The sequence below is a fragment of the Bordetella genomosp. 5 genome (genome assembly GCF_002261475.1).
Classification (GTDB): Bacteria; Pseudomonadota; Gammaproteobacteria; order Burkholderiales; family Burkholderiaceae_B; genus Bordetella.
This window is the reverse complement of sequence record NZ_NEVN01000008.1, coordinates 68,898-81,797: the sequence shown is the minus strand read 5'-3', so window position 1 is coordinate 81,797 and position 12,900 is coordinate 68,898. Positions and strand designations below refer to the sequence as shown.

Here is a 12,900-nt window from a genome sequence, read left to right as displayed (position 1 = left end):
CTGCATGACGCGCCCCGCGCAGGCGGGACGCGTCACGGGCATCAGTTGTCGAATCCCACCTTGTCGACCAGCTCGCTGGCCTGCTTGCGATGCTTGGCGATCTCGGCGACCGGCAGTTGGTCGACCTTCAGCGGACCGAAGCTCTGTACCACGGCGTCGAGCTTCACGCCCTGACGCACGGGATACTCGTAGTTGGCCTGGGCGTACAGCGTCTGGGCGGGCTCGGACACGAGGTATTCGAGCAGCTTGACGGCATTGGCCTTGTGCGGGGCGTGGGCAGCCACGGCGGCGCCGCTCACGTTGACGTGCGTGCCCTGGCTCTTGTCGTTGGCGAAGGTCGGGCGGATGACCTTGATGGCGTCGCCCCACTTGCGCGCGTCGGTGCCGGGCTCGGCGTTTTTCATGTGGCCCACGTAATAGGCATTGGCCAGGCCGATGTCGCAGATGCCGCCGAGGATGTCGCGGGCGACGTCACGGTCGCCACCGGCGGCCTTGCGGGCCAGGTTGGCCTTCACGCCGCGCAGCCACTTCTCGGTGGCCTCGGCGCCGTCGTGCGCGATCATCGCGGCGATCATGGCGGTGTTGTAGGGGTGCTGGCCCGAGCGGATGCAGACCTTGCCCTTCCACTTGGGATCGGCCAGATCTTCGTAGTTGAACTTCTCGAGCTTCAGGTCTTTTTCGACGTAGAGCACGCGGTCGCGCAGCGACAGGGCGTACCACTTGCCATCGGCGCCGCGCAGGTTGGCGGGAATCACCGAGTTGAGCGTGTCCGACTTGATCGACTGGGTCACGCCGCCGTCGACCAGGTCGACCAGGTTGCCGATGTCCACGGTCATGAGCACGTCGGCGGGCGACTTGGCGCCTTCGGCCTTGACGCGCTCGAGCAGGCCGTCCTTGACGAACACGGTGTTGACCTTGATGCCGGTGTCTTTCGTGAAGGCGTCGAGCAGCGGCTGGATCAGCTTGGGTTCGCGGGTGGTGTAGAGGCTCACTTCCTCGGCCGCGTGGGCCGTCTGCGCGATACCGACGGTGGCGCCGGCGAGGGCCAATGCTGCCATCAAGGGACGCAGCGAAAGGGACGAGGATCGCTTGGTCGACATGAGAGTCTCTCCTGTACTCGCCAGCGCGGTCTGCGCTAACGTAAATGATTATCAACTGAGAGCCGGACAATACCAGAAAACGCTGATTTCATTCAACTTCCTGACAGCTGAGGCCCACGATTCTCAGCCGTCGGAGAGGCTTGCGGGGCGGGGCTTGCGGCGCTTTTGCGTTCCAACTTTCGGACCTGATTCCGGGGTTTGACCCAGCGCAAACGCTATAAGGGTATTACTGATTAATGAGAGCAATTCTTAGATAGATCGAGTAGAATCGGGATAACCCTAGGGCCTGCGGGCCAGCCTTCACGGCCCCGCCATCGCCCCTCCGGCCTCGTGCCGCAACCCCTCGAATACGACATGGCAGCTTTCAACACCGAGCGCGTGCTCAGCGTGCGCCACTGGAACGACACTCTCTTCTCCTTCACCTGCACGCGCGACGCCGCGCTGCGCTTTCACAATGGTCATTTCGTGATGATCGGCCTGGAAGTCGAAGGCAAGCCGCTGATGCGCGCCTACAGCATCGCCAGCGCCAACTACGAAGAGAACCTCGAATTCTTCAGCATCAAGGTCCAGGACGGCCCGCTGACCTCGCGCCTGCAGCATCTGAAAGAGGGCGACACGATCCTGGTGAGCCGCAAGCCCGTCGGCACCCTGGTGGCCGACGATCTGCGCCCCGGCAAGAACCTGTACCTCTTCGGCACCGGCACCGGCCTCGCGCCCTTCATGAGCATCATCAAGGATCCCGAGATCTACGATCGCTACGAGAAGGTCGTGCTGCTGCACGGCGTGCGCTGGGTGAGCGAGCTGGCCTATGCCGACTTCATCGAACGCGAGCTGCCGCAGAACGAATTCTTCGGCGACGTCGTGCGCGAGAAGCTGATCTACTACCCCACCGTCACGCGCGAGCCGTTCCGTAACCAGGGCCGCATCACGGATCTGGTCGAAAACGGCAAGCTGTTCGAAGACATCGGCCTGCCGCCGCTCGACCCCGCGGTCGACCGCGCCATGATCTGCGGCAGCCCGCACATGCTGGCCGACATCCGCGACATGCTCGACAAGCGGGGTTTCGAGGTCTCGCCCGGCGTGGGCGAGCCCGGCGACTACGTGTTCGAGCGCGCCTTCGTCGAGAAGTAATCGACCGGCCGCGCCACGAAAAAAGCGACCTGTGCAGACAGGTCGCTTTTTTTACGTCTGGCGGCGCCCGCGCGGGCGCGGCCCGGCTGCCGCGGCGAGCCGCCGCGGCAGACCAGGATTTACTCGGGCTGGATGCCGGCCTTCTTGATGATGCCGCCCCACTTGCCCGATTCCTCTTTCTGGAACTTGGCGAGCTCTTCGGGGGTTGACGTGGCCACGTCGGTACCGGTCGACGCGTAGAACTGCTTGGCCGCGTTGCTCTCGGTGGCCTTGACCATGAGCTCGTGCAGGCGCTTGACCACCGGCGCCGGCGTGCCGGCCGGCGCATAGGCGGCGAACCAGTAGCCCATCTCGTAGCCCGGCACGCCGGCTTCGGCGATGGTGGGCACGTCGGGCGCCAGCGGGCTGCGCTTGGTGCCGGTGACGCCGAGCGCGCGCAGCTTGCCGCTCTTGACCTGCGGCAGGCCGGTCGCGGTGTCGGTGATCATCATGTCGATCTGGCCGCCCAGCAGATCGGTGACCGCCAGCGGATTGCTCTTGTACGGGACATGCAGCAGTTGCACGCCGGCCATCTGCTGCAGCAGTTCGCCCGCGATGCGGCTGCTCGAGCTGCCGCTGCCGAAGCTCAGCTTGCCCGGATTGGCGCGCGCCTGCTCCAGGAATTGCTGCACGGTGGTGGCCTTGGAATTCGGATTCACGACCATGATCTGCCCGCCCTTGCCCAGCAGGGTGATGGGCGCGTAGTCCTTGACGGGGTCGTACGAAAGCGACTTGTAGAGGTGCTCGTTGGCCGCGTGCGTCGTGTTGGTCGTGATCAGCACCGTGTAGCCGTCGGGCTGGGCCCGCGAGACATACTGCGCGCCGATCATGGCGCTGGCGCCCGGCTTGTTTTCGATGACGACGGGCGTGCCGGTCTGTTCGGTGATGCCTTGTGCGATGGCGCGGCCGATCTGGTCGGTGGCGCTGCCCGGGGCGAAGGGCACGACCAGCGTGACGGGCTTGGTCGGGAACGTGTCGGCGGCCAGGGCGGGCGCGGCAAAGCCCGCGCTGCAGGCCAGGGCCAGGGTGGTGAGCTTGCCGAGCAAGGGGTAGCGCATGGGGATGTCTCCTGGGTGTTGTTATAGGACGAACATGTGACCGTCAGGCAGGCGCCGGCGGGTCGGGGGGCAGGGCGGGAATGTCGGGCAGGCGTGCCGCCAGGTCGGCGGGCACGGACACCGGCATGTCCAGCAGGTGGAAAGAGAGGCTCTTGCCGTGGGCATCGAGGTTGAGCGCATCGTTCACGCCGCCATCGAGCACGCCTTCGAGCACGAAGTTCATGGCCTCCAGACCGGGCAGGTCGTAGCGGGTGACACGCGCCGGCTCGCGGTTGGCGAACCACTGCGCCACGCGCGCCTCGGTGACCTCGGCGCGGATGACGGCATAGCAGGCGCTATCCCAGGCGATCAGGCTGATGTTGGAGGTGTTGCCCTTGTCGCCGGTGCGGCTGTGCGCCAGGCGATAGAGCGGAACGGTGAGGGTACGGTCAGTCATGGGAATCCTCCAGCCAGCGCCAGCCCGACGGCACCGCCTCGCGCGGGATCGTGCACGACATCATGTTCAGACGCGGACGCAGACTGGTGCGCACGCCGCCGCCGCCCGCGGGGCCGCAGGTGTAGAGCGCCGTCACCTCGCGCAGCACGCGCTCGGCGACCTTGCGATCCGCATGTTCGCCCGCCACGCGCAGGCGCACGTCGCGGCGCTGGCGGTCGGGCTCGCTGGCCAGGCCACGTCCGGCGTCATCGCCCAGGATGCTGAGCGCGCCGATCAGATCGAAGCGCAGGGGCAGGGCGGCGCCGATCCGGCGGCCGACCATGTCGGCGGCCAGCCGCGCGCGCGCCTCGGCCTGCACGCCCGCATACGAAATCTCGGCCTCGGCCAGCCAGCCGCCGTGATAGCAGACGTTGACCTTGAGCTCGGCGGGACGCGCGTGCCCGGTGATGCCATGCACGGCCACGCGCTCGGCGCCGAGGGTCTCGACGTGCGCGCCGCTCAGGTCGGCCGTCACGTCGGGCGTGAGATACCGCGCGGGGTCGTGCACTTCGTAGAGCAGCTGTTCTTTGACGGTGAGCGCATCCAGACGACCGCCGGTGGCGTCGGCCTTGCCGATCACGAAACTGCCGTCGGCGTGGATCTCGGCGATCGGAAAGCCTGCGTCGTGCAGGTCGAGCACGTCTTTCAGGCCCGGCACGGCGAAATAGCCGCCGCTCACCTGCGTGCCGCATTCGAGCATATGGCCGGCCATGGTGGCACGGCCGAGCTCGGGCCAGGCGTCGGCCGGCCAGTTGAAATGGGCGAGGGCCGGTCCGAGGGTCAGCGAGGGGTCGGCCACGCGGCCGGCCACCACGATCTGCGCACCGGCGCGCAAGGCTTCGGCGATGTCGGTCGCGCCCAGATAGGCGTTGGCGCTGACGACGTCGACCTCGTCCAGGCGCGGGCCCAGGCGCTCGCGCAGCAAGGCGCGCTGTGCCGGGCTGTCGAGCTGGTCGCCATGCACGACGGCGATGCGCGGGACGGGCAGGCCCTGTTGACGCGCCAGCTCGGCGATGCGGCGCGCCGCGGCGGGCGGATTGGCCGCGCCGAAATTGCTCACGATGCGGATGCCGTGCCGCAGGCAATCCGCGAGCACGGGCGCGACCAGCTCGTCCAGCAGCGGCTCATAGCCGGCCTCGGGGTTCTGCCCGCGCGCCAGTTGGGCGAGGGCGAGGGTGCGCTCGGCGAGCGTTTCGAAGATCAGGGTGCCGCCGCCCCGGGCGATCAGGGTGTGCACCACGGCGGGGGCGCCGTCGGTGCGATCTCCCGAGAAGCCGGTGGCGCAGCCGACCAGGCAGATGGAGTCGGGCATGAAGCGTGTCTCTTCCAGTGTTGCGGTGGCGGCGCGCGTCGTGGCGCGCCTTTCTGTCTGCACTATAGGCAGGGGGGCATCATGCGTAAAATAGAAAGATAAGATGAATTAATCCAAATCATCTATGAATCGGCCGCCGATGAATCTCTCCGCCCGCCAGCTGCGCGCCTTTGTCGCGCTCGTCGAAGAACGCCATTTCACGCGCGCCGCGCAGCGCTGCCATCTCACGCAGCCGGCGTTCTCGGCCTTGATCCGCACGCTCGAGGAGGCGGCCGGAGTGCGGCTGTTCGACCGCAATACGCGGCGCGTGGAGCTCACGGCCGAGGCGCGCGTGCTCGAGGTGTCGGCGCGGCGGCTGCTCGCCGACATGGAGCTGGCGATGGAGGATCTGCGCGACCACGCGGCGCGGCGGCGCGGACGGGTGGCGGTGGCGGCCTTGCCCTCGCTCGCCGCGGGCTGGCTGCCGCCTCTGCTCGCGCGCTTTCACGCCGAGTATCCCGGCATCGAGCTGCATCTGCGCGATGCCTTGCTGGATCCCTGTCTGGACATGGTGAGCCAGGGCGAGGTCGACTTCGCGGTCGCGTCGCGGCGCGCCGATATGTCGGGGCTGGACAGCGCGTTTCTGCATGCCGACCGCTTTCATCTGGTGTGCCGCGCCGATCATGCGCTGGCGCAGCAGGCCACGGTGCGGCTGCGCGACGTGCTGCGCTGGCCGTGGATCGCGCTGGCCCGCAACAGCAGCGTGCGCAAACACCTCGACCAGGCCCTGGGCGAGGCGGCGCCGCCGCCGCTGCTGGAAGTCGAGCACCTGGCTACCGTGACGGGGCTGGTGCAGGCGGGGGTGGGGGTGAGCCTGGTGCCGGGGATGACGCTGTTCCATTTCCAGCGGCCCGGTCTGGTGATCCGGCCGCTGGCGGGCCGGGCGCTGACGCGGCCTCTCTATATGGTGAGGCGCAAGGGCCGCGCGCTGTCGGTGGCGGCGCAGGGGCTGCACGACCTGCTGCTCGCGCATCCCATGTCCGAGGGGGCGGGTGAGGCCGGTCCGTGACACGCGCGGAGCATGTCTTGTGGTGATAATGGACGGTTCGAAGGCCGATGCAGGGCTTTCGCAAAAGTCTATTGCTGTTTAAACTTCGATAGTCATCCTTTTTGCCCACGCAGGAGTGTCCCATGAGCAAGCAGATCATTCACACCGACGCCGCACCCGCCGCCGTTGGCCCCTACTCGCAAGCCGTGGCCACCACCGGAACCAAGACGGTGTATCTGTCGGGCCAGATCGGTCTCGAGCCCGGTACCGGTGACCTGGTGTCCGAGAACTTCGACGCCCAGGTGCGCCAGGCGTTCGCCAACATGGAAGCCGTGGTCACGGAAGCGGGCGGCAAGCTCGAAGACATCGTGAAGCTAACGCTGTTCCTGACCGACCTGAGCAAGTTCACGGCCGCCAACGCCATCATGGCCGAGCTGATTCCGCAGCCGTTCCCGGCGCGCTCCACCATCGGGGTGGCGAGCCTGCCCAAGGGTGCGCAGTTCGAGGTCGAGGCGATCCTGGTCCTGTAAGCGGCCCGCACGCGCAGTACGTCATACGGTCCAGCCGCTACATGCCGGCGACGCTCAAATCCCGCAAATCCGCCGGTGCCAAGCCGGCGCCCGTGCCCGAGGGTGCGGTGGCCGGTGCTGCGGCGGCCGGTGCTGCGGCGGCCGATGCCGCGGCGGCCGGTGCCGCGGCGCGGCCGGCCGCGCCCGCGGCCCGCAAGCTCACGGACGTCGAGCGCAAGCTGCGCAATCTCGGCCTGCTCACCGCCGATGATTTCGTGCTGCACCTGCCGCTGCGCTACGAAGACGAAACCCGCGTCGTGCCGATCGGATCGGTGCGGCCGGGGTTTTCGGCGCAGGTGGAGGGCGAGATCCGCGGCACCGAAGTGCAATACCGGCCGCGCAAGCAGCTCACCGCGGTGATCTTCGACGACACCGGCGAGCTGCAGCTGCGCTGGCTCAATTTCTACCCCAGTCAGCAAAAGCAGCTCACGGCCGGCCGGCGCCTGCGCGCGCGCGGAGAAGTGCGGGGCGGTCTGTTCGGCCGTGAGATGGTGCATCCGCGCATGAGCCAGGCCGACACCTCGCTGCCCGAGTCCCTGACGCCCGTGTACCCGAGCACCGACGGACTGCCGCAGCCCACGCTGCGCAAGGCGGTGCGCGAAGCGCTGGCCAGCGCAGACCTGAGCGATACGCTGCCGGGGGCGCTGTTGCGCAAGCTCGATCTGATGGCCTTCGAACCCGCCGTGCGCCTGCTGCATGCACCGCCGCCGGGCATCGCCGAAGACGATCTGATGGAGCGCGCGCATCCGGCCTGGCGCCGGATCAAGTTCGATGAGTTGCTCGCGCAACAATTATCGCTGGCCGCCGCGCGTGCGGCTCGCCGCGAAAAGCGCGCCCATCCTATGCCGGCCGAGGCGCCGGGCGCGGGACTGACCGCGCGGTTGCACCAGACCTTGCCCTTCACGCTCACGGGCGCCCAGCAGCGCGTGGTCGCCGAGATCGCGGCCGATATGGCACAGCCGTTTCCGATGCATCGGCTGCTGCAGGGGGATGTGGGCAGCGGCAAGACGGTGGTGGCCGCGCTGGCCGCGGCACAGGCGATCTCGCGCGGATTTCAGGTGGCGCTGATGGCGCCCACCGAGATCCTGGCCGAACAACACTATCGCAAGCTCTGTGCTTGGCTCGAACCTCTCGGGGTAAAGCTGGCCTGGATGAGCGGCAGCCTGACGCCCAAACTGCGTCGCGAAGGCGCGGCCGCGGCCGCCGACGGCTCGGTGCAGCTGGTGGTCGGCACGCAGGCGCTGATCCAGGATCACGTGAGCTTCCATCGCCTGGGGCTGTCCATCGTGGACGAGCAGCATCGCTTCGGCGTGGGCCAGCGGCTCGCGCTGACCCGCAAGGGCGAAGGCGAAGGCGAGGCCGGCCTCATCGTGCCGCACCAGCTCAACATGAGCGCCACGCCGATTCCGCGCACGCTCGCGATGACCTTCTTCGCCGATCTCGACGTGTCGGTGATCGACGAACTGCCACCGGGCCGCAAGCCGGTGCTGACCAAGCTGCTGTCCGATGCCCGCCGCGAAGAAGTGTTGGCGCGCATCGGGCAGGCCGCCCGCCAGGGACGCCAGGCCTATTGGGTCTGTCCGCTGGTCGAAGAGAGCGAGGCCCTGCAATTGCAGACGGCCGTCGATACCTATCAGACCATGCAGGAAGAGCTGCCGGACCTGCGCGTCGGTCTGGTGCACGGCAAGCTGCCGCAGGCCGAGAAGGCCGCGGTGATGCAGGCCTTCCGCGCGGGCGAGATCGATCTGCTGGTGGCCACGACGGTGATCGAAGTCGGCGTGGATGTGCCGAACGCCTCGCTGATGGTGATCGAGCATGCCGAGCGCTTCGGTCTGGCGCAGCTGCATCAGCTGCGTGGCCGGGTGGGGCGGGGCGAGGCCGAGTCGGTCTGCGTGCTGCTCTACCAGACGCCGCTGTCGCAGGTCGCGCGTGAACGCCTGCGTGCGATGTTCGAGACGGGCGACGGTTTCGAGATCGCGCGCCGCGATCTGGAGCAGCGCGGGCCCGGCGAGTTTCTGGGCACGCGTCAGTCGGGCATGGCGCTGCTGCGCTTTGCCGACCTGGAGCGCGACGTGGCGCTGGCCGAGCAGGCGCGCGACACGGCGGTATGGCTGCGCCAGTCGGCGCCGGACGCGGTGGCGGCGCATCTGGCGCGGTGGATGCGCGGGCGCGAGGATTTCCTGCGCACATGACATCATCTTTCGGGCAAAATCAGGCGCGCGCCCTCGCGTGCGCCGAATTCGAGGAGCAGGTCGCATGACCCTGACCGAACTCAAGTACATCGTGGCCGTGGCGCGCGAACGCCATTTCGGCCGCGCCGCCGAAGCCTGTTTCGTGAGCCAGCCCACGCTCTCCGTGGCGATCCGCAAGCTCGAAGACGAGCTCGGCGTCACGCTCTTCGAGCGCGGCGGGGCGGAGGTCGGCGTGACGCCGATCGGGCAGCGCATCGTGGCCCAGGCCCAGAAAGTGCTCGAAGAAAGCGCCAGCATCAAGGAGATCGCGCGGCAGGGCCACGACCCGCTGGCCGGCCCGCTGCGCGTCGGCGTGATCCACACCATCGGCCCCTATCTGCTGCCGCGCCTGGTGCCGCTGCAGATCGAGCGCACGCCGCAGATGCCGCTGCTGCTCCAGGAAAACTTCACCGTCCGGCTGGTCGAGCTGCTGCGTCAGGGCGAGATCGATTGCGCCATCATGGCGCTGCCGCTGCCCGAGGCCGGGCTGGTCATGCAGCCTCTCTACGACGAGCCGTTCGTGGTGGCCGTGCCGCACGAGCATCCCTGGGCCGACCGCGAGTCCATCGACGCGCAAGACCTGAAGCAGCAGACCATGCTGCTGCTCGGCAGCGGTCACTGCTTTCGTGACCAGGTGCTCGAGGTCTGTCCGGAGCTCTCGCGCTTTTCGGCCTCCAGCGACGGCATCCAGCGCACGTTCGAGGGCTCGTCGCTCGAGACCATCCGCCACATGGTGGCGGCGGGCATCGGCGTGACGGTGCTGCCCGTAACGGCGGTGCCGGAGCACCCGGCAAGCAAGAGCCTGCTGCGCTATATCCCGTTCACCGGCATGCCGCCGGAGCGGCGCGTGGTGCTGGCATGGCGTCGCAGCTTTCCGCGCCTGGCCGCGATCGAGGCGTTGGCGCAGGCCGTGTATGCCTGCGACCTGCCCAACGTGCGCATGCTGAGCGAAGAAGCGGCCTCGCAGCAGAGCGCTGCCGCCTGATTGTTCGTGCCGGCCCGTGTTGCGTGGCATTTGATGTCGCGCAAGGCGAGCCGACCCTGCTTTGCCGCGCATGACGAATGGCGTGATGTGCGGTGTATTCTTGATCATGTATCCCTCAGAAGGAGCAAGACATGTCCAAATCGTCCAAGAAATCGACCGCCGCTTCGGGCGCCCTGAGCATCAACATCGGCATCTCCGACAAGGACCGCGCCGCGGTCGCCGGTGAGCTGTCCAAGCTGCTGGCCGACTCGTACTCGCTCTACCTGATGACGCACAACTTCCACTGGAACGTCACGGGTCCGCTCTTCAACACGCTGCACAACATGTTCATGACGCAGTACACCGAAGAGTGGGGCGCGCTCGACGCCGTCGCCGAACGTATCCGCGCGCTGGGTCACTACGCGCCCGGCACGTACCGCGAGTTCGGCAAGCTGACCTCGATCTCCGAGCCCGAGTCGGTGCCCGAAGCCCTCGAGATGGTGCGCCTGCTGGTCAAGGGCAACGAAGCCGTGGCCAAGACGGCACGCGCCGCGTTCGAAAAGGCCGATGCCGCCAACGATCAGCCGACGGCCGACCTGCTGACGCAGCGCCTGGACGTGCACGAAAAGAACGCGTGGATGCTGCGCAGCCTGCTGCAGTGATCGCGTAGACCTGGCCGGCCGCGCCTCGCCGGCCGCGCCTCAAATGCAATCGCCCCACCGAGGTGGGGCGATTTTTTTTGCCGCCAGGGCGCGTCGGGAACATCGGGGCGGGCGTGGGCCCGCCCCGTGTCCGACGGCGTCAGGCCGGCGCGCCTTCGAGGAAGCGATTCAGGATGCGGCGGCTTTCGGTGAGATTGCCGTTGCGCAGGTTCTGCATCACGAGCTCGATGTTGGCATCGCGGTCGAGCGGGCTGGCCTCGATCACGCGGCGTGCGCTCTCGGCCAGATCCGCCGGGTTGGCGGCCGACTGCTCGCGCTGGCTCTGGAACTCGCGGCGGTGCGCATCGTTGAGCGAGCGTTGCAGGGACGACAGGCCCGGGTACTCGGCGTCGATGCGCTTGATGGCTTCGAGCTCCTGTTCCGCGTCGCGCAGATTGCCTTCGGTGAGATGCTTGCGCACCGCACGCGCCAGGGCGCGCAGATTGCGGTCGATCAGGTCGTTGGCCTGGTCGGCCGGCACGGCGCCGCTTTGCGCCAGACGGCGATAGACCTCGGCGGCTTGCGTGTGGGCCTCGAGCTGGCTGAGGCGGCCGGCGGCCAGCACCACGGTTTCGCGTTCCGCGGGCAGGTCGCTGTTGGCCAGACGCTGCCAGCATTGGATCGCCGCGGCGCGATGGCCGGCGGTCTGCAGGCCCTTGGCGGCGCGCTGCACATAACGCGGATCCACGGCCTTGATCGCGGCGAGCTGGCCGAGCAGGGCGATTGCCTGTTCGCTCTGCTGATACTCGGACACCGTCTCGAAGGCCTTCAACAGGCGGCGGTAGGCCTGATTGATTTCGTCGTTGAACTCCGCCAGACGGTCGCCGGCCAGGGTGAGCAGCGCGTAGAACGCGCCCGGGCTGGGCAGGGCCGCGCCGGCACGGCCGGTGTGGCGCACTTCACGCGAGGCGCGCTTGAGCACCAGGTCGCGGGCGGTTTCGAGCGAGCCCGAGTCCACGGCATGCGTGGCGGCCAGCGCATTGATCATGCTGGCGGCCTCTTCCAGGGCGGTCGAGCCGCGCACCGCGTAGCGCAGGGCGCGATCGGGCGTCTGCTTGGCGCAGATCAGGAAGGCGCGTTCGGCTTCCTTGTTCTGGCCCAGGCGGGCATGAATGCGGCCGAGCAGCAGCGCAGTCTTTTCGTCGGCCTCTTTCTCGAGCGAAGCGCTGGCCCATTCGAGCGCGAGCGCATCGTTCTGCAGCGACAGCGCGGCTTCCGCGGCCTGGCGCAGGATGTAGGCATTGCGGTTGGCGTCGATCGCAAGCGCGGCGCTCCAGGCGTCGAGCACGTCGTCCGTCTGGTCGAGCGCGGTGACGGCGCGCGCCCGCAGCACGTAGGCGGCCGAGATGGTCGACTTCAGATCGATGGCGCGGTTGGCGTACAGCAGCGCGCGATCCCATTCCTGTGCCTGGGCGGTTTCCTTGGCGCGCTCGATGCACTGCTTCCAGTTCAGGCCTTCTTCGCCCGCGGGCAGCGCGGCGAGCTCCTGCACGCCCAGCAGCTTGTCGGCGATTTCCTTGCCCACGAGGCGAGCAAAGGAGGGCGTGTAGTGCGCGGTGTCGCGGCCGTCGTCGGGCATGCCGCGCTCCTGGCCGTAGGCCGTCAGCAGGGCGCCCGGATCGACCAGCGTGATGCCGGCGCGCGAGGCCGCGCGCGACACGCGTTCGACCATCTTGGCGCGCTCGGCGATGAGCTGGTTCTGTGCGTTCATCGCATTGCAGTGGGTCACGAGCACGAAGTGCTGGCCGAGCATCTGCACCACTTGCTTGAGGTCGGCTTCGATCTCGGCGGCGGTCTGCGTGCGCAGCACGGTTTCGCGCAGCACGTCCTGCACGTTGGCCGGCACACGCGAGAACGAGGGCGTGGCTTGCAGCGCGGCCAGTCGTGCGGGGATGGCGTCGGCGTCGGGATGGTCGAAGAAAATCTTGCGCAGGTCCGGGCAGAACGACAGCGCTTCCTTGAAGCGCACGAGCTGCAACTGAACGCCGCGGAACTCGAGGACCTTGATGGAGCTGATCTCCACCACATGGCGGTCTTCCTTGGGCACGTCCTCGCGTGCACGCGCCGGGTTCGACGCGCGGTAGGGCTGGTCGGACAGGAATTTCCAGGCGGCTTCCGGAATCGTCAGTTCACCGCGCATGTAGCGGATAGCCTGGATCGTTTCCTTGGTGTTGTGCGTGTAGCCATACAGCAGCCGGTTATCCAGCACGAAATTGCGCTGGGCCTGGACTTTGGTCATGGGGCCCGCAACGCGGCAGGAACCGATCGTAGAGATAATCACTGGTCGATACTC

11 protein-coding genes are annotated in these 12,900 nt (G+C 67.8%); 6 read left to right on the top strand and 5 right to left on the bottom strand.

What is annotated here, in order from left to right; genetic code table 11:
* Window positions 1–41: 41 nt before the first annotated feature.
* A complete protein-coding gene (locus tag CEK29_RS14905; protein WP_094801649.1) occupies window positions 42–1,100 on the bottom strand; it encodes a Fe(3+) ABC transporter substrate-binding protein in 1,059 nt (352 codons plus the stop codon).
* Between the two features lie 354 nt (window positions 1,101–1,454).
* On the opposite strand from CEK29_RS14905, the gene CEK29_RS14900 reads away from it, so the two are divergent.
* On the top strand, window positions 1,455–2,231 hold the full coding sequence (locus CEK29_RS14900) for a ferredoxin--NADP reductase (protein ID WP_094801647.1): 777 nt from the start codon (window positions 1,455–1,457) through the stop codon (window positions 2,229–2,231).
* Between the two features lie 119 nt (window positions 2,232–2,350).
* Here the strand turns inward: CEK29_RS14900 and CEK29_RS14895 are convergent, their stop codons facing one another.
* Genes CEK29_RS14895 through CEK29_RS14885 form a run of 3 tightly spaced genes read right to left on the bottom strand, consistent with a single transcriptional unit; the run spans window position 2,351 to window position 5,115 of the window.
* On the bottom strand, window positions 2,351–3,328 hold the full coding sequence (locus CEK29_RS14895; RefSeq protein WP_094801645.1) for a Bug family tripartite tricarboxylate transporter substrate binding protein: 978 nt from the start codon (window positions 3,326–3,328) through the stop codon (window positions 2,351–2,353).
* 43 nt (window positions 3,329–3,371) lie between these two features.
* Window positions 3,372–3,764, bottom strand: coding sequence for an AtuA-related protein (locus CEK29_RS14890; protein ID WP_094801643.1), 393 nt, complete (start codon window positions 3,762–3,764; stop codon window positions 3,372–3,374).
* Window positions 3,757–5,115 (bottom strand): acyclic terpene utilization AtuA family protein, encoded by a 1,359-nt coding sequence (locus CEK29_RS14885; protein ID WP_094858579.1) that lies wholly within the window; start codon window positions 5,113–5,115, stop codon window positions 3,757–3,759. Before CEK29_RS14885 ends, CEK29_RS14890 begins: the two co-directional genes overlap by 8 nt.
* A gap of 139 nt (window positions 5,116–5,254) precedes the next feature.
* Here CEK29_RS14885 and CEK29_RS14880 point away from each other — a divergent pair, with 139 nt between their 5' ends.
* The 5 genes from CEK29_RS14880 (at window position 5,255) to CEK29_RS14860 (ending at window position 10,568) form a co-directional block, all read left to right on the top strand.
* Complete coding sequence (locus CEK29_RS14880; protein ID WP_094801639.1) at window positions 5,255–6,163, top strand: LysR family transcriptional regulator; 909 nt, start codon at window positions 5,255–5,257, stop codon at window positions 6,161–6,163.
* Window positions 6,164–6,285: 122 nt separating this feature from the next.
* Window positions 6,286–6,672, top strand: a complete 387-nt coding sequence (locus CEK29_RS14875) for a Rid family detoxifying hydrolase (RefSeq protein WP_094801637.1) — start codon at window positions 6,286–6,288, stop codon at window positions 6,670–6,672.
* Between the two features lie 41 nt (window positions 6,673–6,713).
* On the top strand, window positions 6,714–8,903 hold the full coding sequence (recG, locus tag CEK29_RS14870) for an ATP-dependent DNA helicase RecG (protein WP_255176169.1): 2,190 nt from the start codon (window positions 6,714–6,716) through the stop codon (window positions 8,901–8,903).
* Window positions 8,904–8,967: 64 nt separating this feature from the next.
* Entirely contained in the window at window positions 8,968–9,927 is a 960-nt protein-coding gene (locus tag CEK29_RS14865) for a LysR substrate-binding domain-containing protein (RefSeq protein WP_094801635.1), read from the top strand.
* Between the two features lie 131 nt (window positions 9,928–10,058).
* Window positions 10,059–10,568: a Dps family protein gene (locus CEK29_RS14860; protein ID WP_094801633.1), complete on the top strand. Its 510-nt coding sequence runs from the start codon at window positions 10,059–10,061 to the stop codon at window positions 10,566–10,568.
* Window positions 10,569–10,707: 139 nt separating this feature from the next.
* On the opposite strand, the gene CEK29_RS14855 is transcribed toward CEK29_RS14860, so the two are convergent.
* Complete coding sequence (locus CEK29_RS14855; protein WP_255176168.1) at window positions 10,708–12,846, bottom strand: capsular biosynthesis protein; 2,139 nt, start codon at window positions 12,844–12,846, stop codon at window positions 10,708–10,710.
* Window positions 12,847–12,900: the final 54 nt, after the last annotated feature.

What these genes read in the sequence shown, in the direction of transcription:
- CEK29_RS14905 (WP_094801649.1), bottom strand. Translation starts at nt 1,100, where the DNA reads ATGTCGACCAAGCGATCCTCGTCCCTTTCGCTGCGTCCCTTGATGGCA.
- CEK29_RS14900 (WP_094801647.1), top strand. Translation starts at nt 1,455, where the DNA reads ATGGCAGCTTTCAACACCGAGCGCGTGCTCAGCGTGCGCCACTGGAAC.
- CEK29_RS14895 (WP_094801645.1), bottom strand. Translation starts at nt 3,328, where the DNA reads ATGCGCTACCCCTTGCTCGGCAAGCTCACCACCCTGGCCCTGGCCTGC.
- CEK29_RS14890 (WP_094801643.1), bottom strand. Translation starts at nt 3,764, where the DNA reads ATGACTGACCGTACCCTCACCGTTCCGCTCTATCGCCTGGCGCACAGC.
- CEK29_RS14885 (WP_094858579.1), bottom strand. Translation starts at nt 5,115, where the DNA reads ATGCCCGACTCCATCTGCCTGGTCGGCTGCGCCACCGGCTTCTCGGGA.
- CEK29_RS14880 (WP_094801639.1), top strand. Translation starts at nt 5,255, where the DNA reads ATGAATCTCTCCGCCCGCCAGCTGCGCGCCTTTGTCGCGCTCGTCGAA.
- CEK29_RS14875 (WP_094801637.1), top strand. Translation starts at nt 6,286, where the DNA reads ATGAGCAAGCAGATCATTCACACCGACGCCGCACCCGCCGCCGTTGGC.
- recG (WP_255176169.1), top strand. Translation starts at nt 6,714, where the DNA reads ATGCCGGCGACGCTCAAATCCCGCAAATCCGCCGGTGCCAAGCCGGCG.
- CEK29_RS14865 (WP_094801635.1), top strand. Translation starts at nt 8,968, where the DNA reads ATGACCCTGACCGAACTCAAGTACATCGTGGCCGTGGCGCGCGAACGC.
- CEK29_RS14860 (WP_094801633.1), top strand. Translation starts at nt 10,059, where the DNA reads ATGTCCAAATCGTCCAAGAAATCGACCGCCGCTTCGGGCGCCCTGAGC.
- CEK29_RS14855 (WP_255176168.1), bottom strand. Translation starts at nt 12,846, where the DNA reads ATGACCAAAGTCCAGGCCCAGCGCAATTTCGTGCTGGATAACCGGCTG.